This window comes from Streptomyces sp. NPDC051563 (genome assembly GCF_044454225.1).
Lineage (GTDB): Bacteria > Actinomycetota > Actinomycetes > Streptomycetales > Streptomycetaceae > Streptomyces.
Map to the genome: position 1 here is coordinate 61,963 of NZ_JBITDL010000017.1, position 16,965 is coordinate 78,927.

General features: G+C 73.1%; 15 protein-coding genes. 8 read left to right on the plus strand and 7 right to left on the minus strand.

The genetic code is table 11. From position 1 onward, the window contains the following. Window positions 1–106 precede the first annotated feature (106 nt). Genes ACIA8F_RS21255 through ACIA8F_RS21270 form a run of 4 tightly spaced genes read left to right on the plus strand, consistent with a single transcriptional unit; the run spans window position 107 to window position 4,330 of the window. The gene (locus ACIA8F_RS21255) at window positions 107–2,842 is read left to right on the plus strand and encodes a nitrate- and nitrite sensing domain-containing protein (protein ID WP_399380791.1); all 2,736 of its coding nucleotides are present in this window, start codon (window positions 107–109) and stop codon (window positions 2,840–2,842) included. Continuing rightward, entirely contained in the window at window positions 2,842–3,285 is a 444-nt protein-coding gene (locus ACIA8F_RS21260; RefSeq protein WP_243340590.1) for a roadblock/LC7 domain-containing protein, read from the plus strand. Before ACIA8F_RS21255 ends, ACIA8F_RS21260 begins: the two co-directional genes overlap by 1 nt. An 11-nt stretch (window positions 3,286–3,296) precedes the next feature. Next, complete coding sequence (locus ACIA8F_RS21265) at window positions 3,297–3,683, plus strand: DUF742 domain-containing protein (RefSeq protein WP_399380793.1); 387 nt, start codon at window positions 3,297–3,299, stop codon at window positions 3,681–3,683. Further along, window positions 3,683–4,330, plus strand: a complete 648-nt coding sequence (locus ACIA8F_RS21270; protein WP_399380794.1) for a GTP-binding protein — start codon at window positions 3,683–3,685, stop codon at window positions 4,328–4,330. Before ACIA8F_RS21265 ends, ACIA8F_RS21270 begins: the two co-directional genes overlap by 1 nt. A 70-nt stretch (window positions 4,331–4,400) precedes the next feature. On the opposite strand, the gene ACIA8F_RS21275 is transcribed toward ACIA8F_RS21270, so the two are convergent. After that, complete coding sequence (locus tag ACIA8F_RS21275; RefSeq protein ID WP_399380796.1) at window positions 4,401–4,829, minus strand: PPOX class F420-dependent oxidoreductase; 429 nt, start codon at window positions 4,827–4,829, stop codon at window positions 4,401–4,403. 106 nt (window positions 4,830–4,935) lie between these two features. Between ACIA8F_RS21275 and ACIA8F_RS21280 the strand changes: the two genes are divergently transcribed. Together ACIA8F_RS21280 and ACIA8F_RS21285 are read left to right on the plus strand one after the other, a co-directional pair. Continuing rightward, window positions 4,936–5,334: a roadblock/LC7 domain-containing protein gene (locus tag ACIA8F_RS21280; RefSeq protein WP_399380798.1), complete on the plus strand. Its 399-nt coding sequence runs from the start codon at window positions 4,936–4,938 to the stop codon at window positions 5,332–5,334. 109 nt (window positions 5,335–5,443) lie between these two features. Then, complete coding sequence (locus ACIA8F_RS21285; RefSeq protein WP_399380799.1) at window positions 5,444–6,334, plus strand: DUF6397 family protein; 891 nt, start codon at window positions 5,444–5,446, stop codon at window positions 6,332–6,334. Here the strand turns inward: ACIA8F_RS21285 and ACIA8F_RS21290 are convergent. From ACIA8F_RS21290 to ACIA8F_RS21300, 3 genes are all read right to left on the minus strand, one after another. Next, entirely contained in the window at window positions 6,298–6,705 is a 408-nt protein-coding gene (locus ACIA8F_RS21290; protein ID WP_399380801.1) for a YchJ family protein, read from the minus strand. The two genes, ACIA8F_RS21285 and ACIA8F_RS21290, sit on opposite strands and share 37 nt — an antisense overlap. A gap of 41 nt (window positions 6,706–6,746) precedes the next feature. Further along, complete coding sequence (locus ACIA8F_RS21295; RefSeq protein ID WP_399380803.1) at window positions 6,747–7,649, minus strand: acyl-CoA thioesterase; 903 nt, start codon at window positions 7,647–7,649, stop codon at window positions 6,747–6,749. Between the two features lie 91 nt (window positions 7,650–7,740). Continuing rightward, the gene (locus ACIA8F_RS21300; protein ID WP_399380805.1) at window positions 7,741–10,263 is read right to left on the minus strand and encodes a DEAD/DEAH box helicase; all 2,523 of its coding nucleotides are present in this window, start codon (window positions 10,261–10,263) and stop codon (window positions 7,741–7,743) included. A gap of 145 nt (window positions 10,264–10,408) precedes the next feature. Between ACIA8F_RS21300 and ACIA8F_RS21305 the strand changes: the two genes are divergently transcribed. Continuing rightward, window positions 10,409–11,200 (plus strand): metal-dependent hydrolase, encoded by a 792-nt coding sequence (locus ACIA8F_RS21305; protein ID WP_399380807.1) that lies wholly within the window; start codon window positions 10,409–10,411, stop codon window positions 11,198–11,200. A gap of 51 nt (window positions 11,201–11,251) precedes the next feature. Here the strand turns inward: ACIA8F_RS21305 and ACIA8F_RS21310 are convergent, their stop codons facing one another. From ACIA8F_RS21310 to ACIA8F_RS21320, 3 genes are all read right to left on the minus strand, one after another. After that, window positions 11,252–11,593 carry a hypothetical protein gene (locus ACIA8F_RS21310; protein WP_399380810.1) on the minus strand — a complete coding sequence of 114 codons (342 nt, stop codon included), beginning with the start codon at window positions 11,591–11,593 and terminating at the stop codon, window positions 11,252–11,254. Between the two features lie 163 nt (window positions 11,594–11,756). Continuing rightward, window positions 11,757–13,538, minus strand: a complete 1,782-nt coding sequence (locus ACIA8F_RS21315; protein WP_399380812.1) for an ABC transporter ATP-binding protein — start codon at window positions 13,536–13,538, stop codon at window positions 11,757–11,759. After that, window positions 13,535–15,412: an ABC transporter transmembrane domain-containing protein gene (locus ACIA8F_RS21320; protein WP_399380814.1), complete on the minus strand. Its 1,878-nt coding sequence runs from the start codon at window positions 15,410–15,412 to the stop codon at window positions 13,535–13,537. Before ACIA8F_RS21320 ends, ACIA8F_RS21315 begins: the two co-directional genes overlap by 4 nt. A gap of 241 nt (window positions 15,413–15,653) precedes the next feature. Here ACIA8F_RS21320 and ACIA8F_RS21325 point away from each other — a divergent pair, with 241 nt between their 5' ends. Further along, window positions 15,654–16,964 (plus strand): sulfite oxidase, encoded by a 1,311-nt coding sequence (locus ACIA8F_RS21325; RefSeq protein WP_399380816.1) that lies wholly within the window; start codon window positions 15,654–15,656, stop codon window positions 16,962–16,964. The last annotated feature ends 1 nt before the right edge of the window (window position 16,965 follow it).

Here is a 16,965-nt window from a genome sequence, read left to right on the forward strand (position 1 = left end):
CCCACCCGGCCGCCACCGATGCCCGCCGCCCACCTCCACCGCCGCCGCCGACCGCCACCGCGACCGTCACGTCCGTACGCACCGCACCGCCCGGAACGAGGAGCCCATGCGCAGACCCCGCAGATCACCGGAAGCAGCGGCGTCGCGGCCGCCCGCGCCCGCGCCGGCGGGTGGCCGCGGCAAGGGACCGGGCCGCCGGGCGCACGCCGGACCGCCCGCCGAGGAGTCCGTGGAGCGGACGGCCTCCGACGTGCTCGGGGCGATACCCGGCGGGGGCGGCGGCCGCGGTCCGCGCCTGCGGCTGCGCCCCGCCACCGTCCGCGCGAAGATCGTCTCGCTGCTGATGGTGCCGGTGGTCTCCCTGCTCGCCCTCTGGGCCTTCGCGACCGTCGACGCGGCCCAGGACGTCGCCCGCCTCAGCCGTGTCCAGCGCGTCGACCGCGAGCTCCGAGCACCGGTCGAGGCCGCCGTCACCGCCCTCCAGGCCGAACGGCGCACGGCCGTACGCCTGCTGACCGACCCCACCGACGGTCAGGCGGCCGCCGCCCAGGCCCCCGGCCAGACCGCCGCCCTGGACGAACAGGCGCGGCGCACCGACGGGGCCGTACGGGCGCTGCGGCTCGGCGACCGGAACACCGTGGCCGACTCCGGCGACTACCGCAGCGACATCGTCGTCCGGCTGCGCGCGTTCGTCGCCGCGGCCGAGGGTCTGGACCCGGCACGCAAGGACGTCGCCGGGCACCGGGCCACCCCGGAAGCCGCGTACGAGACGTACACGCGGGTGATCGACTCGGCTCTGGAGGTCGGCGGAGCCCTCTCCGGAGGTGGCGAGGACGCCGAACTGGGCGGCAGCGCCAGGGTCCTGCTGGAGTTCGCACGCGCCGGGGAACAGCTGTCCCGGGAGGACGCCCTGGTGACGGCGCCGGGGCCGCGCACCGCCGAAACGCTTCGCCGGCTGACCGGCGCGGTCGAGACCCGCCGGGCCCTGACCGCGGCCGCTGCCCGGGACCTGCCCGCCGCGCAGCAGGACGCCTGGCAGTCCGTGGCCAAGAGCGCCGCCTACGCCGACCTCACCGGCGCCGAGGACCGGGCGCTGGCCGCCGCGGCCGGCGCCGGGACCGCGGGCCCGCCCCCCGGCTGGGAGGCCGCGTACACCTCCGTCGCCGGCTCGATGCGGGAGATCGCGGACGCCGCCCACAGGGCCGCCGCCGACCGAGCCGACCCGTTCGGTGCGGGCGCGCTGAGTCCCGCCGGAGCGGCCGTGGTCCTGGGCCTGGCCGCCGTGGCCGCCTCGCTCGTCATCTCCGTCCGCATCGGCCGCGCCCTCGTCGTCGAACTGGTCTCGCTGCGCAACACCGCACTGGAGATCGCGCACCGCAAACTCCCGCACGCCATGGACCGGTTGCGGGCCGGCCAGGACATCGACGTGGCCGCCGAAACCCCGCGGGGACCGGCCGCCGACGATGAGATCGCCCAGGTCGGCGAGGCGCTGGCGACGGTCCACCGGGCCGCGCTCAGCGCCGCCGTCGAACGGGCCGAACTGGCCAGCGGCGTGAGCGGGGTCTTCGTCAACCTCGCCCGCCGCAGCCAGGTCCTGGTGCACAAGCAGCTCACCCTCCTCGACTCGATGGAGCGGCGCGCAGACGACCCGAACGAACTCGGCGACCTTTTCCGCCTCGACCACCTCACCACCCGGATGCGGCGGCACGCGGAAAGCCTGATCATCCTCTCGGGCGCCGCCCCCGGGCGCGCCTGGCGGACGCCGATCCCGCTGACGAACGTCGTACGGGCCGCCGTCTCCGAGATCGAGGACTACCCGCGCGTCGAGGTCCGCCAGCTCGCCGAAGCCGCCGTAGTCGGCGGAGCCGTCGCCGACCTCACCCACCTGCTGGCCGAACTCATCGAGAACGCGACCCAGTTCTCCCCGCCCCACACCAAGGTCCGGGTCAGCGGAGAACCCGTCGGCGCCGGCTACGTCCTGGAGGTGGAGGACCGGGGGCTCGGCATGGGCCGCGAAGCCCTCCAGGAAGCCAACCGGCGCATCGAGCAGTCCGAGGCGCTCGACCTCTTCGACAGCGACCGGCTCGGGCTCTTCGTGGTCAGCCGCCTGTCGGCCCGCCACGGTGTGAAGGTGCACCTGCGCATGTCACCGTACGGCGGCACCACCGCGGTGGTTCTGCTCCCCAACTCCCTCCTCCAGGGCGCCCTGACGGCCGGTTCCCCGCAGCCCGAAGAGGCGCGCCCCCCGGCTGCGGCTCAGGCCTCCGCCCCCGCCCCCGCCCCCGCTCCGGAGTCGGTCACCGAACCGGTCCGGGAGCGGCTGCGGGAGCCGTCCCCGGCGATCAGCGTCGTACGGGACGACCCGCGCGGGGTCCCGGTCCCGGAGCGCAGCCCCGTACGGGAGCAGCCCGGGCCCTCCCCGGTGGCCCCGCTGCGGCCGCGCGGTTCCGCCGGCGCGGCTCCCCGTAACCCCGCCCCGGCTCCCCGTAACCCCGCCCCGGCTCCCCGTACCCCCGCCCCGGCGGTCACGGCGGCACCCGCAGCCCCCTCGGGCCCGGCCGCCTCGGTCACCGAACTGCCGCGCCGGGTCCGGCAGGCGAGCCTCGTCCCGCAGCTGCGCGAGGCCCCCGCTGCCAAGGCCCCGGCCGGGGTCCGGGGAGCGGAGGCGCCACCCGGCCGCAGCCCCGAGCAGGCGCGCGAGCGGATGGCGGCGTACCGGGCGGGCTGGGTGCGGGGCACGCAGGCGACCGGCCAAGCCGGGGCGGTCGGCCCGGTCGGCCCGGTCGGTGCGGGCGGAGCGGGCGGCACAGGCAGTACTGGCGAAGGCGAAGGAGCATGGTGATGATCGAACATCAGAGGATCGACCTCGACGGCGTCCGCAGGTCGGGCGAGCTCGACTGGCTCCTGGACGACCTCGTGGTCCGGGTGCGCGAGGTCCGGCACGCCGTGGTCCTGTCCAACGACGGCCTGGCGGTGGGTGCTTCGAGCGCGCTCAGCCGGGAGGACGCCGAACACCTGGCGGCCGTGGCCTCCGGGTTCCACAGCCTGGCCAAGGGCGCGGGACGGCACTTCCACGCCGGGGGAGTGCGCCAGACGATGGTGGAGATGGACGAGGGCTTCCTCTTCGTGGCGGCCGCCGGAGACGGCTCCTGCCTGGCCGTGCTCAGTGGCGCCGGCGCCGACATGGGTCTGATCGCCTACGAGATGGCCCGGCTGGTCAAACGCGTCGGCGAACACCTCTACACCCCGGCCCGGTTCGCGGCGCGCCCGCCGGCCGCCGGTTGAGGGCGGCCGCCTTGAGCACGAACGGCCGGTGGTACGACGCCGACGCGGGCCCGCTCGTCCGTCCGTACGCCATGACGGGCGGGCGCACGAAGCCGGGACCCCACGGGGTCCGGTTCGACCTGATCGCGCTGGTCGTCGTGGACCCGGCGGGCACCGACGCGGCCGCCGAGTCCCTGCTGGGCCCGGAACACCGGGCACTGCTGGGCCTGTGCCGGGACGAGACCCAGTCGGTGGCCGAACTCGCGGCGGACGCGGACCTGCCCGTGGGCGTGGTGCGCGTCCTGCTCGGGGACCTGCTGGAGGCCGGCCACGTCAAGGTCAGCCGGCCGGTGCCGCCCGCACAGCTGCCGGACGAGCGGATTCTGCGTGAAGTCATCGAGGGATTGCGAGCGCTGTGATGGGACTGCACGACAACGAGCCGGCGCCGGCCGACGCGGGCGGCGAGGAACTGGCCGCGCTCGCGCTGAAGATACTCGTGGCGGGCGGCTTCGGAGTCGGGAAGACGACCCTGGTCGGCTCGGTCAGCGAGATCCGGCCGCTGCGCACCGAGGAACTGCTCAGCGAGGCCGGGGAACTCGTCGACGACACGGGAGGGGTCGACCAGAAGACGACCACCACCGTGGCCATGGACTTCGGGCGGATCACGATCAGGTCGGGGCTGTCGCTGTACCTGTTCGGGACCCCGGGGCAGGACCGGTTCTGGTTCCTGTGGGACGAGCTGTCGCAGGGTGCGCTGGGCGCCGTGGTCCTGGCCGACACGCGGCGGCTGGAGGACTGTTTCCCGGCCGTCGACTACTTCGAGCACCGCAAGATCCCGTTCGTGGTGGCCGTCAACTGCTTCGCGAACGCGCGCCGGTACGCCTCGAACGAGGTCGCGCGGGCCCTGGACCTCGATCAGGGGACGCCGGTGGTGCTGTGCGACGCACGGGACAAGGACTCGGGGAAGGAAGTGCTGATCCGGCTGGTGGAGTACGCGGGACGGGTGCACACGGCACGGTTGCTGGAGTCGGTGGAGTCGGTGGAGCCGCGGGCCGATTCGGTGTGAACCGGCCCGCGGCGCACGGGCGGTGCGGGCGCCGTAAGGGTCCCGCGAGGGGTTCGTGCGGGCGCTGCCGTCAGTCGGCCACACCGGCGGCGGAGATCACCTTGTCGATGGCGACGCGCACGAGGAGTTCCCCGGGGACGGCATTGCGGCGGCCGAAGGCCTCGCCGTTCTCCGCTCCCATGTAGCGGGCGCCGATCCTGGTCGACCAGGGGAGCATCGCGTCCAGGTCCTCGCTGATCTCGGCCCGGCCCTGGAGGACGACGTAGGAGAACGGCGGCCGGTCGTCGTCCACGCAGAGGGCGACGCGGCCGTCGCGGGCCAGATTGCGCCCCTTGACGGTGTCCTTCCCGGTGTTGAACACGAAGGAGTCGCCGTCGAGAACGAACCAGATGGGAGCGATGTGAGGGCTTCCGTCCTCCCGGACGGTGGACAGTTTTCCGGTGCGGGTGGAGCGGGAGACGAACTCCCGCCATTCCTCTTCAGTCATCTTCTTCACCATGGGTCCATCCTCCTTGCCGGAAAGCCCCTGGTGGGGAAGGCTGGCGGCACGACCATGCGGGGTGCGGCGCGGCCGGTCCGGCCGCGTCGACGGGGAGGGACTGTATATGGCGCTGGACAAGCAGCTCGACTGGCTGCTGGACGACTTGACGCGGCGGGTGCAGCAGGTGCGGCACGCGGTGGTGCTCTCCAACGACGGCCTGGTGACGGGCGCGAGCGCGGGACTGGCACGGGAGGACGCGGAGCACCTGGCGGCCGTCGCGGCGGGCCTGCAGAGCCTGGCGAAGGGCTCGGGGAGGCACTTCCGGGCGGGTGAGGTCCGGCAGACGATGGTCGAGTACGACGAAGGGGTCCTCTTCGTGATGGCGGCGGGCGCGGGCAGTTGCCTGTGCGTGCTGAGCGCCTCCGAGGCGGACATCGGGCACGTGGCCTACGAGATGACGCTGCTGGTCAACCGGGTGGGGGAGCACCTGGGTGTCGCGGAGCGGCGGATCACCGGCGGCTGAACCGGGCGGTTGACGTCCCGCCGTGCGGGTTGTCCACAGGCCCTGCGGGGTTTCGTCGCTCTGAGTTACGTTCTTCACGCACAGTAATCACTTTGGTGGGGAGAGCGTGATGACGCAGACGGCACAGATGACGCAGACGGTCCAGATGGCGCAGCCCGTTCAGATGGCGCAGACCGTCCAGACGGCGCAGACGGTACGGGTGGCGGCGATGGCGCCGGACGGGTGCGGGGAGGCCGCCGCCGGGCTGCTGGGCGGTGGTCCGGCCGCCCGGGAGCTGGGGCTGAGCCGCAGCGAGTTGGCCCGCGCCGTCCAGCTGGGCATCGTACGGGCCGGCCCCCAAGGGCCCGCCGGGGCCGCGCGGTACACCCGGACCGAGATCGACCGGGTCCGGTCGGCCGAGGGATCTCCCGATGCGCTGCGCGTGCGGGTGGCCACGGTCGCGGGAACGGGGGCCGCGGCCGCCGTCCTGGGGGTGGGCCCGAGCCGGTTCACCCGGCTCGCGCGCTGCGGACACCTCCCTCCGGTGGGATACCGGATCAACCGCTACCGGGTGGTGGTGTGGCTCTATCTGACCGCGGAGCTACGGGACTTCGCGGCACGCGAGCCCGGGATGCTGCGGGGGAGTGCGCCGCCGCCGGACCGGGAGCTGGTCGCGGCCGGGGCCGACCTGCGCCCCCGGACATGGCGGGAACGGCATGTCGGACTCTTGCTGAGACGGACCGCCGACCCCTGGGAGCGGGCCGCCGTGCTGGCCTCCGTGCTCCCCGAGGACGACGTGCGCACGATCGTGCCCGACGAGGCGGAGCGCATCCTGCTCCGGGCGCTCGCCCCGCCCCCGCCCTACGGGCACCCGCAGGTCCCGGCGGCCGCCGAGGTGGCGGCCCGGCTGCTGCGCGCGGTGACACCGGACGAGATCGGCTGGTACCGCACCAGCCTCGACTTCGCCCTCACCGGAGCGAGGGGTCAGTCGAAGTCGACGGGGGAGAGGGGACCGACGTAGACCCAGGCCCCGTTCTCCCGGGCGAAGGAACTGTGCTCGCGCAGTGAGCCGGTGTGCCGGCCCTCGCGGTAGTGCGCCCGGAACTCCACCGAGCCCTCCGTCTCGAACATCCCGCCGCGCTCGGTGGCCAGGATCTCCAGCCGTTCCCAGCGCTGCCCGGGATCCAGCTCGAGCACGCCCGGCCGGGTCGACGGGTGCCAGGACCGCAGGAGGTAGGCGGTGTCGCCGACCGCGAAGGCGCTGAAGCGGGAGCGCATCAGCAGCTCGGCGGTGGGCGCCTGCCGCTCACCGGAGTGGAAGCGGCCGCAGCACTCCGGGTAGGCGGCGGGCAGCCCGCAGGGGCAGGGGACGGCGGGAGCCGGCGTGGGCATGGAAGCACTCAGTTCATCGGGAAGGAGAGAGGAGAGGGGGACTACTGCGGGGACACGGCCGGCGTGGACGCCTTGGCGCCGTACGGGCGGAAGAGCCCCTCCTGGACCACCGACACCAGCAGCCTGCCCTCGAGGTCGTAGATGCGGCCGCGGGCCAGGCCCCGGCCGCCGTGGGCGATGGGGGATTCCTGGTCGTACAGGAACCACTCGTCCGTCCGGAAGGGCCGGTGGAACCACATGGCGTGGTCGAGGGAGGCCATGTCGAAACCGCGCATGCCCCACAGGGGCTCCACGGGGATGCGCACGGCGTCGAGGAGGGTCATGTCACTGGCGTAGGTGAGGGCGCAGGTGTGCACGAGCGGGTCGTCGCCCAGCGGGCCGACGGCGCGCATCCACACCGCGCTGCGCGGATCGGCGTCCTTGAGCTCCTCGGGGGTCCAACGGAGCCGGTCCACGTAGCGGATGTCGAAGGGCTGGCGGCGGGCCATCCGTTCCAGTGCCTCCGGCAGCGTGCCCAGGTGCTCGCGGATCTCGTCCACGACCTTCGGGAGCGTGTCCGGGTGCGGGAAGTCGAGGCGGGGAGGCAGCTGGTGCTCGATGCTGCCCTCCTCCGGCTGATGGAAGGAGGCGGTCAGATTGAAGATGGTCTTGCCCTGCTGGACCGCGGTGACCCGGCGGGTGGTGAAGGAGCGCCCGTCGCGCACCCGCTCCACCTGGTACACGATCGGCACTCCGGGGATGCCGGGGCGCAGGAAGTACGAATGGAGGGAGTGGACGGGCCGGTCGCCCTCCGTGGTGCGGCCTGCCGCGACCAGCGCCTGGCCGGCGACCTGGCCGCCGAAAACGCGCTGGAGGGATTCCTGGGGGCTGGCGCCCCGGAAGATGTTGACCTCGATCTGCTCCAGGTCGAGCAGATCGACCAGCCTCTCGGCGGGGTTCGTCATCAGAGGATCTCCACTGTCGGTCCCGGCGGCCGCGTCGGCGCCGGTCGGTTGCGGGGCGGGGCCCCCACCGGGCGGATCCGGTGGGAGGCGGTCAGAGCTGGCCGAGTTCGCCGACCGAGGTGACGCGCAGGACCGCCCGGCCCTCCTCGTCGGAGGCGGCGAGGTCCACCTCGGCGCTGATGCCCCAGCCATGGTCGCCGTTGGGGTCGGCGAAGGTCTGGCGGACGCGCCACAGCCCGTGCGCCGCGTCCTCCTCGATCTGGAGCAGCTTGGGGCCGCGGGCGTCGGGTCCCGTGCTCAGGTCGTCGTACTCGTCCCAGTAGCCGTCCATGGCCTCGCCCCAGGCGTCGGCGTCCCAGCCGGAGTCGCCGTCGAGCTCGCCCAGCACGTTGACGTGGTCCAGGGCCGCCAGCTCCACCCGGCGGAACATGGCGTTGCGGACCAGGACGCGGAAGGCGCGGGCGTTCGCGGTGACCGGCTTGACCTGGTCGGCCTTCTCCTGGGCCTGCTCCGCCGTCTCCACCTCCGGGTTCGCCAGCTGCTCCCACTCGTCGAGCAGGCTGGAGTCGACCTGGCGGACCAGTTCGCCGAGCCACTCGATCAGGTCCTGGAGGTCCTCGGACTTGAGGTCGTCGGGGATGGTGTGGTCCAGCGCCTTGAAGGCGCTCGCCAGGTAGCGCAGCACGATGCCCTCGGTGCGCGCCAGCTCGTAATAGGAGGTGAACTCGGTGAAGGTCATCGCGCGCTCGTACATGTCGCGGATGATCGACTTCGGGGAGACCGGGTGGTCGCGGACCCACGGGTGGCTCTTGCTGTACACGTCGTAGGCGTGCAGGAGCAGCTCTTCGAGGGGCTTGGGGTAGGTGATCTCCTGGAGCCGCTCCATCCGCTCCTCGTACTCGACCCCGTCGGCCTTCATCGCGCCCACGGCCATGCCGCGTTCCTTGTTCTGCTGGGCGGCGAGGATCTGGCGCGGGTCGTCCAGGGTGGACTCCACCACGGAGACCATGTCCAGCGCGTAGGAGGGGGATTCGGGGTCCAGCAGGTCGAAGGAGGCCAGCGCGAAGGTGGACAGCGGCTGGTTCAGCGCGAAGTCCTGCTGGAGGTCGACGGTCAGCCGGATCGTGCGGCCCTCGGCGTCCGGGGTGTCCAGCTTCTCGACGACGCCGCCGTCCAGCAGCGAGCGGTAGATGGCGATGGCCCGCCGGATGTGGCGCAGCTGGGCCTTGCGCGGCTCGTGGTTGTCCTCGAGCAGGTGCCGCATCGCCTTGAAGGCGTCGCCGGGGCGGGCGATGACCGACAGGAGCATGATGTTGGTGACCTTGAAGCGCGAGGTCAGCGCTTCCGGGTCGGCGGCGATGAGCTTCTCGAAGGTGGTGTCCGACCAGGCCACGAAGCCCTCGGGGGCCTTCTTGCGGACCACCTTGCGGCGCTTCTTCGGGTCGTCGCCCGCCTTGGCGAGGGCCTTCTCGTTCTCGATGACGTGCTCGGGGGCCTGGGCCACCACGTATCCGGCGGTGTCGAAGCCGGCCCGGCCGGCGCGGCCGGCGATCTGGTGGAACTCGCGGGCGCGCAGCGTGCGGACCCGGGTGCCGTCGTACTTGGTCAGCGCCGTGAACAGCACCGTGCGGATCGGGACGTTGACCCCGACGCCGAGGGTGTCGGTGCCGCAGATGACCTTCAGCAGGCCGGCCTGGGCCAGCTTCTCCACCAGGCGGCGGTACTTGGGCAGCATGCCCGCGTGGTGCACGCCGATGCCGTGGCGGACGTAGCGCGAGAGGTTCTGGCCGAACTTGGTGGTGAAGCGGAAGTTGCCGATCAGCTCGGCGATCTTGTCCTTCTCCTCGCGGGTGCACATGTTGATGCTCATCAGCGACTGCGCCCGCTCGACCGCCTGGGCCTGCGTGAAGTGCACGATGTAGACGGGGGCCTGCCGGGTCTCCAGCAGCTCGGTGATGGTGTCGGTGATCGGCGTCGTGACGTACTCGTACGACAGCGGCACGGGCCGGGTCGCGGAGCGCACCATCGAGGTGGGCCGGCCCGTGCGCCGGGTCAGGTCCTCCTCGAACCGCTTCATGTCGCCGAGCGTCGCCGACATCAGCACGAACTGCGCCTGCGGCAGCTCCAGGATCGGGATCTGCCAGGCCCAGCCGCGGTCCGGCTCCGCATAGAAGTGGAACTCGTCCATCACGACCTGGCCGATGTCCGCGTACTTGCCGTCGCGCAGGGCGATCGAGGCCAGCACCTCGGCGGTGCAGCAGATCACCGGCGCGTCCGAGTTCACCGAGGCGTCGCCGGTCAGCATGCCGACGTTCTCGGTGCCGAAGAGCTTGCACAGGTCGAAGAACTTCTCCGAGACCAGCGCCTTGATCGGCGCGGTGTAGAAGGTGACCTTGTCCTGTGCCAGGGCCGTGAAGTGCGCGCCCGCCGCCACCAGGCTCTTGCCGGAGCCGGTCGGGGTGGACAGGATCACGTTCGCGCCGGTGACCACCTCCATCAGCGCCTCCTCCTGGGCCGGGTACAGGGTGATGCCCTGGTCCTCCGCCCACGAGGAGAAAGCCTCGAAGAGGGCGTCGGGGTCGGCGTTCGGCGGGAGCTGATCAATGAGGGTCACACCCCCCATCTTGCCTGGCTTCCGCCCGGATCAGGGAACCGGAGGACAGAAGGAAGATCATCGACGGTACGCTGTGCCGTCGATGCGGCCCGAACGACACCGTCGACAGGGCCCGACCAGCACACCACCGGGGCGGGGAACGACCATGATGGGTCCGGCGCACTCACTGTCCGGGGCAGCGGCCTGGCTGGGGGTGGGCGCCGCGGCTGCGGCCGCCGGGCACCCGATGCCCTGGCCCGTCCTCGTCGTCGGCGCGCTCATCTGCGCCGGTGCCGCCCTCGCCCCCGACCTGGACCACAAGTCGGCGACGATCTCCCGCGCCTTCGGTCCGCTCTCCCGGGCCCTGTGCGAGGTGGTCGACAAGATCTCCTACGCGGTCTACAAAGCCACCCGGGCCCCGCGCGACGCCCGCCGCACCGGGGGCCACCGCACCCTGACGCACACCTGGGTCTGGGCCGTCCTGATCGGCGCCGGCGCCTCCGCTCTCGCCGTCACCACGGACCGGTGGGGCGTTCTGGCCCTCCTCTTCGTCCACCTGGTCCTCGCCGTCGAAGGCCTGCTGTGGCGCGCCGCCCGCATGTCCAGCGACGTCCTGGTCTGGCTGCTCGGCGCGACCAGCGCCTGGATACTGGCGGGCGTCCTCGACCAGCCCGGCAACGGCTCCGGCTGGCTCTTCACCGACCCCGGCCAGGAATACCTGTGGCTCGGCCTGCCGATCGTGCTCGGCGCCCTGGTCCACGACATCGGCGACGCGCTGACCGTCTCCGGCTGCCCGATCCTGTGGCCGCTGCCCATCGCGGGCAAGCGCTGGTACCCGATCGGCCCGCCGAAGATGATGCGCTTCCGCGCCGGCAGCTGGGTGGAGCTCAAGGTCCTGATGCCCGTGTTCATGCTCCTCGGCGGAGTCGGCGGAGCCTCGGCCCTCGGCTTCTTCTGACAGCCGGGCCCGCCCATCGGGCCGCCGGCCGGTCCCGCTCCGGTCCCCGGACTACGTCAGGACGAGCGGCACGGTGACGGTGAGGTGGTCGTCGCCGGTCGCCACGGCGGCGGAAAGAGCGTTCATGCGCGCTGCGAGGTGGCCGATCACCCGGCTGGTCAGTTCCTCGTCCCACCGCGCCGTGCCTTCCGGCGGCAGGCGCATCTCCTCCACGGCCGGCGGGCTGCCACCCAGATAGCGCGCGGTGTCCTTGTTGACGACCCAGCAGGCCAGCGCGATCTTCACCTGCCCGGGTGCCGCCCACTGGGCCCGCACGTGGGCGCACATGCTGAAGTCGTCCCCGCCGAGCGAGACCGTGGTGGAGAACGGCCTGCCGCGGGGGTATCGCCGCACCAGCTCGAGTACCGCCGGTTCCACAACGGCTCGCGCCATCGGTTCCGTGAACACCGTCCGCCCCCCGTCCAGCCCGGCCTCCAGCATCCCAGACGGGGACCGCATCGGACAGACCCGCCCCGGACCCCGTGGGCGGGGTCCGGGGCAGGCGGCGCGGCGCCGGTCAGCCGTGCCAGGAGCGCCACAGAGCGGCGTACGCGCCGTCGGCCGCCACCAGGGCGTCGTGCGGGCCGAGCTCGGTGATGCGGCCGCCCTCGACCACCGCGATCACGTCCGCGTCGTGCGCGGTGTGCAGCCGGTGCGCGATCGCGATCACCGTTCGGCCGTCCAGCACCCGGGCCAGCGAACGCTCCAAGTGCCGTGCGGCGCGCGGGTCCAGCAGCGAGGTGGCCTCGTCCAGCACCAGCGTGTGCGGATCGGCCAGCACCAGCCGGGCCAGCGCGATCTGCTGGGCCTGCGCCGGGGTCAGGGCCGCGGCGCCCGAGCCGACCTCGGTGTCCAGACCGGCGTCCAGCGCCCGCGCCCAGTCCTCCGCGTCTACCGCGCCGAGCGCCGCCCACAGCTCGGCGTCACCGGCCCCCGTGCGTGCGAGCCGCAGGTTGTCCCGCAGCGAGCCCACGAACACGTGGTGCTCCTGGTTGACCAGGGCCACGTGTTCGCGCACCCGCTCCGCCGGCATCTGCGACAGCCGCGCCCCGCCGAGGGTGATCTCGCCGGTCCGCGGCGCGTAGATGCCCGCCAGGAGCCGGCCCAGCGTGGACTTGCCGGCGCCCGAAGGCCCGACCAGGGCCATCCGGGTGCCCGGCGGCACCGCCATCGACACCTGGTGCAGTACGTCGACGCCCTCGCGGTACCCGAAGTGCACCCGGTCCGCCCGGACGTCCCGGCCCTCGGGGGAGACGCCCGCGTCACCCGCGTCGGGCTCGATCTCCCGCACGCCCACCAGCCGGGCCAGCGAGACCTGCGCGATCTGCAACTCGTCGTACCAGCGCAGGATCAGACCGATCGGGTCGACCATCATCTGCGCCAGCAGGGCGCCCGTGGTCAGCTGCCCCAGCGACATCCAGCCCTGGATCACGCAGTACCCGCCGATCATCAGCACCGAGCCGAGGATCGTCACGTAGGTGACGTTGACGACGGGGAACAGGACCGTGCGCAGGAACAATGTGTACCGTTCCCACGCCACCCACTCGGTGATCCGCCGCTCCGACAGCTCGATCCGGCGCCCGCCGAGGCGGTGCGCCTCGATGGTGCGGCCCGCGTCCACCGTCTCGGTGAGCACGGCCGCGACCGCCGCGTACCCGGCCGCCTCCGAACGGTAGGCCCGGGGCGCCCGCTTGAAGTACCAGCGGCAGCCGATCACCAGCACGGGCAGCGCCACCAGTGCGGCGAGCGCCAGCGGCGGCGCGGTCACCGCGAGCGCTCCGTAGAGCAGTCCCGCCCACACCACGCCGATGGCGAGCTGCGGCACGGCCTCGCGCATCGCGTTGGCCAGCCGGTCGATGTCCGTGGTGATCCGCGACAGGAGGTCACCGGTGCCCGCGCGCTCCAGCACGCCCGGCGGCAGCCCCACCGACCGTACGAGGAAGTCCTCGCGCAGGTCGGCCAGCATCTCCTCGCCGAGCATCGCCCCGCGCAGCCGGACCAGCCGCACGAACACGGTCTGGACGCCGAGCGCCAGGGCGAACAGCAGCCCCACCCGGCCCAGATGGAGTTCGCGGGCCCCTTCCGAGAGCCGGTCCACGACCTGGCCCAGCAGGTACGGGCCGACCATGGAGGCGATCACCGCGACCGTGTTGACCCCCACCAGGACCAGGAAGGCCCGCCGGTGGCGGCCGAACAGGCCGCGCACGTAGCCCCGTACGGTCGCCGAGCTGCCCACGGGCAGGGTCGCGGCCGTTTCGGGGGCGGCCGGATCGTACTCCGGCGGCGCCACGCCGATCATGCGGATTCCTCGATCTCTGTCAGTACGGATTCCAGCCGCGGGAGCCGCTGTTCTTCCTCGGTCCGCTGCTCTTCCTCGGTCTCGCGGGTGACGACCGCCCGGTAGCGCGGATCGCCGTGCAGCAGCTCGCGGTGCGTGCCGCTCGCCGCCGCCTTGCCCTCGTGGATCAGGACGACCCGGTCGGCGCGGTCCAGCAGCAGCGGCGAGGAGGCCAGCACCACCGTCGTGCGACCCGCGCGCAGGGCCGAGATCCCGTCCGCGATCCTGGCCTCGGTGTGCGAGTCGACCGCCGAGGTCGGCTCGTCCAGCACCAGCACCTCGGGGTCGGTCACCAGGGACCGCGCCAGCGCCAGCCGCTGGCGCTGCCCGCCGGACAGCGAGCGGCCGCGCTCGGTGATGCGCGCGTCCATCGGATCGTCCACCCCGTCCGGGGCGGACTGCAGCAGGGCGTCCAGGACGTCCGCGCACTGGGCCGCCGCGAGCGCCGCCGGCGCTTCGACCGCTCCGGACGCCGGTACGTCGAACAGCTCGCGCAGCGTCCCCGAGAGCAGCACCGGATCTTTGTCCTGTACGAGGACCAGGGTGCGCGCGGTGTCGAGCGCGAGCTCGTCCAGCGCGACCCCGCCCAGGAGGACGGAGGGCCCGGCCGCGGAGTCCATCGGGTGCCCGCCCAGGCGTTCGGCGAGCCGGCCCGCCAGGTCGGGATCCCCGCACACCACGGCGGTGAACCGGCCCGCGGGGACCAGCATCCCGGTCCCGGGGTCGTACAGGTCTCCGCCGGGGGCCGGGGCCTGCGGGATCTCGGTGGAGACGACCGGCTCCGGACCGGCCTCCTCCACAACCGCCTCCGCCTCCGTACCGGACTCCGCCCGCGCTTCGCTCCGGGTCAGCGACAGCACCCGGGCGGCCCGTTTGGCGGAGGGACGGGAGAAGGAGTACGCCATCGCGATCTCCTCGAAGTGGCGCAGCGGGTAGAGCATGGTCGCCACCGCGCTGAAGGCCGCGACGAGTTCGCCGACGTCCAGCCGGCCGTCCAGGACGAGCGCCGACCCGTACCAGACCACCGTGACCAGTAGTGCGCCCGGCAGCAGCACCTGGATCGCGGAGATCAGCGCCCACATCCGGGCACTGTGCACCGCCGCCTCCCGGACCTGCTGGGAGGCCTCGCGGTAGCGGCCCAGGAACAGCTCCTCGCCGCCGATGCCGCGCAGCACCCGCAGCCCCGCCACGGTGTCCGAGGCCAGTTCGGTGGCCTTGCCGGCCTTCTCCCGCTGGACGTCGGCGCGCCGGGTGGCGCGCGGCAGCAGTGGCAGGACGGCCAGGGCGAGCACCGGCATGCCGATGGCTACGACGACGCCGATGGTGGGCGCGTAGAAGAGCAGGACGACGCAGCCGACGACCAGGGTCAGGGCGGCGGCCAGGAAGCGGGAGACCGCCTCGACGAACCAGCCGATCTTCTCCACGTCGCCCGTGGACACCGCCACCACCTCGCCGGCCGCGACCCGCCGGGTCAGGGCGGAACCCAGCTCGGCGGTCTTGCGGGCGAGCAGCTGCTGGACCCGCGCGGCGGCGGTGATCCAGTTGGTGACGGCCGTACGGTGCAGCATCGCGTCGCCGAGCGAGATCGCCACGCCGAGCAGCGCGATCAGGCCGCCGACCCACAGCAGCCGGGCACCGTCGCGGTCGACGACCGCGTCGATGCCCAGGCCCACGGTGTACGGCAGTCCCGCGATGCCGCCGAAGTGAAGGAGCCCCCAGCACAGGCTTTTGGCCTGTCCGCCGAGTTGGCCCCGCCCCAGCCACCAGAGGAAGCGGGGGCCGGAGCGAGCGTCGGGTACCCCTGGGTCCGGATACGGAAGGTCGCTGATCTGCATGACGCCCCATGACTGGTCGAGTGTTCCAAACCGTGCAAGGTTCGCGTTCCGGACCGGTCCGGGGCAATCGATTTTCCGTTGGCCACAGCTCTTCGCCGCAGGGTCTGCTCACCCGGCGGGCGCGAACCGTCCCTCATTGCGGCCGTGTTGCAGGTTCATGGCCATCCGGGCGAGGAGGTTCCCGCAAGTGGGGCCCGGCTTCTACGGTCCGTCGGGAATCACGACCAAGGAGTGTGCCGCCATGCCCCTCGACCTGTCGGACGAGAGCCAGTACGACCGTGCGCGCCTGCGGCAGTGGGCGCGCGGCCGCGCCCGCTCCTCCGGGGTGGACCGCCGCGAGCTGCTGAAACTGTTCGCCGCGGGGGCCGCGGCCGGCTCCCTGGGCCTCGGCGCCGCCGGAACCGCCGAAGCCTCCACGACGGGCGCAGCCGGGAACGCAGCCGCCGGCGCCGCCGCGACGACCGCCGCCGTCGCGCCCGGGACCGTGAAGCCGCTCCCGCCCGAGCTGTTCACCCTCCGCGGCACCAACGCGGAGACGAACTTCGCCGCCCTGCGCGGCACGGGCCCCCTGACACCCATCGACCGGTTCTTCGTGCGCAACCACACCGTCACCCCGCGCCTCGACGCGCACGACTGGCGGCTCAAGGTGTGGGGCGATGCCCTGACCGGCGGGCCGGTCGAGTTCTCCTACGACCGGCTGCGCGCGCTGCCGGCGGTCGAGCGGACCTTGTTCATCGAGTGCGCGGGCAACGGCCGGAGCTTCTACACCACCCAGCAAGGGCAGCAGGTGACCGGAACCGCCTGGACCCTCGGCGCGATCGGCGTGGCCCACTGGCGCGGCGCCCGGCTGTCCGACGTCCTGAGGCTCGCGGGGCTGACCCGCAGGGCCGTCGACGTACTGCCCCGGGGGCTGGACGACGAGGTCGTCACGAACGGGGTGAACCTGGGGCACGTAAGGCGCCCGCTGCCCGTCTCGAAGGCCCTCGACGACGTGATCCTCGCGTACGAGATGAACGGCGAGCCGCTGCCGCCCGACCACGGAGGCCCGGTCCGGGTGGTCGTACCGAACTGGATCGGGATCTCCTCGATCAAGTGGGTCGGGGACATCGAGGTGAGCGGGCAGGCCCTCTACACCCCGTGGAACACCGACCTGTACCGGATGTTCGGGCCCGACCAGCCGCCGCAGGGCAGCGCCCCGCTGACCCGCCAGACCCTGAAGAGCGCCTTCGAGCTGGAGCACGGTGCGACGGTGTCCGCCCACCGCACGCGGCTGCTGACGGGCCGCTCGTGGTCGGGCGCGGCGCCCGTGCGCCGGGTGGAGGTCAGCACCGACGGCGGGGTGCGCTGGCAGCGGGCGCGGCTGCACGACGCCCCGCGCCGGGGCAGCTGGGTGCGCTGGTCAGTGCCGTGGACCCCGCGGGCCGCCGGCCCGACCGCGCTGCTCGCCCGGGCCACCGACGCCACCGGACGGACCCAGCCGGAGACCACGCCCTACAACACGCAGGGCTACCTGTTCGACGCGGTGGTGCGCCACCAGGTGACCGTGGTCTGAC

What these genes read in the sequence shown, in the direction of transcription:
- ACIA8F_RS21255 (WP_399380791.1), top strand. Translation starts at nt 107, where the DNA reads ATGCGCAGACCCCGCAGATCACCGGAAGCAGCGGCGTCGCGGCCGCCC.
- ACIA8F_RS21260 (WP_243340590.1), top strand. Translation starts at nt 2,842, where the DNA reads ATGATCGAACATCAGAGGATCGACCTCGACGGCGTCCGCAGGTCGGGC.
- ACIA8F_RS21270 (WP_399380794.1), top strand. Translation starts at nt 3,683, where the DNA reads ATGGGACTGCACGACAACGAGCCGGCGCCGGCCGACGCGGGCGGCGAG.
- ACIA8F_RS21275 (WP_399380796.1), bottom strand. Translation starts at nt 4,829, where the DNA reads ATGGTGAAGAAGATGACTGAAGAGGAATGGCGGGAGTTCGTCTCCCGC.
- ACIA8F_RS21280 (WP_399380798.1), top strand. Translation starts at nt 4,936, where the DNA reads ATGGCGCTGGACAAGCAGCTCGACTGGCTGCTGGACGACTTGACGCGG.
- ACIA8F_RS21285 (WP_399380799.1), top strand. Translation starts at nt 5,444, where the DNA reads ATGACGCAGACGGCACAGATGACGCAGACGGTCCAGATGGCGCAGCCC.
- ACIA8F_RS21290 (WP_399380801.1), bottom strand. Translation starts at nt 6,705, where the DNA reads ATGCCCACGCCGGCTCCCGCCGTCCCCTGCCCCTGCGGGCTGCCCGCC.
- ACIA8F_RS21295 (WP_399380803.1), bottom strand. Translation starts at nt 7,649, where the DNA reads ATGACGAACCCCGCCGAGAGGCTGGTCGATCTGCTCGACCTGGAGCAG.
- ACIA8F_RS21305 (WP_399380807.1), top strand. Translation starts at nt 10,409, where the DNA reads ATGATGGGTCCGGCGCACTCACTGTCCGGGGCAGCGGCCTGGCTGGGG.
- ACIA8F_RS21315 (WP_399380812.1), bottom strand. Translation starts at nt 13,538, where the DNA reads ATGATCGGCGTGGCGCCGCCGGAGTACGATCCGGCCGCCCCCGAAACG.
- ACIA8F_RS21320 (WP_399380814.1), bottom strand. Translation starts at nt 15,412, where the DNA reads ATGCAGATCAGCGACCTTCCGTATCCGGACCCAGGGGTACCCGACGCT.
- ACIA8F_RS21325 (WP_399380816.1), top strand. Translation starts at nt 15,654, where the DNA reads ATGCCCCTCGACCTGTCGGACGAGAGCCAGTACGACCGTGCGCGCCTG.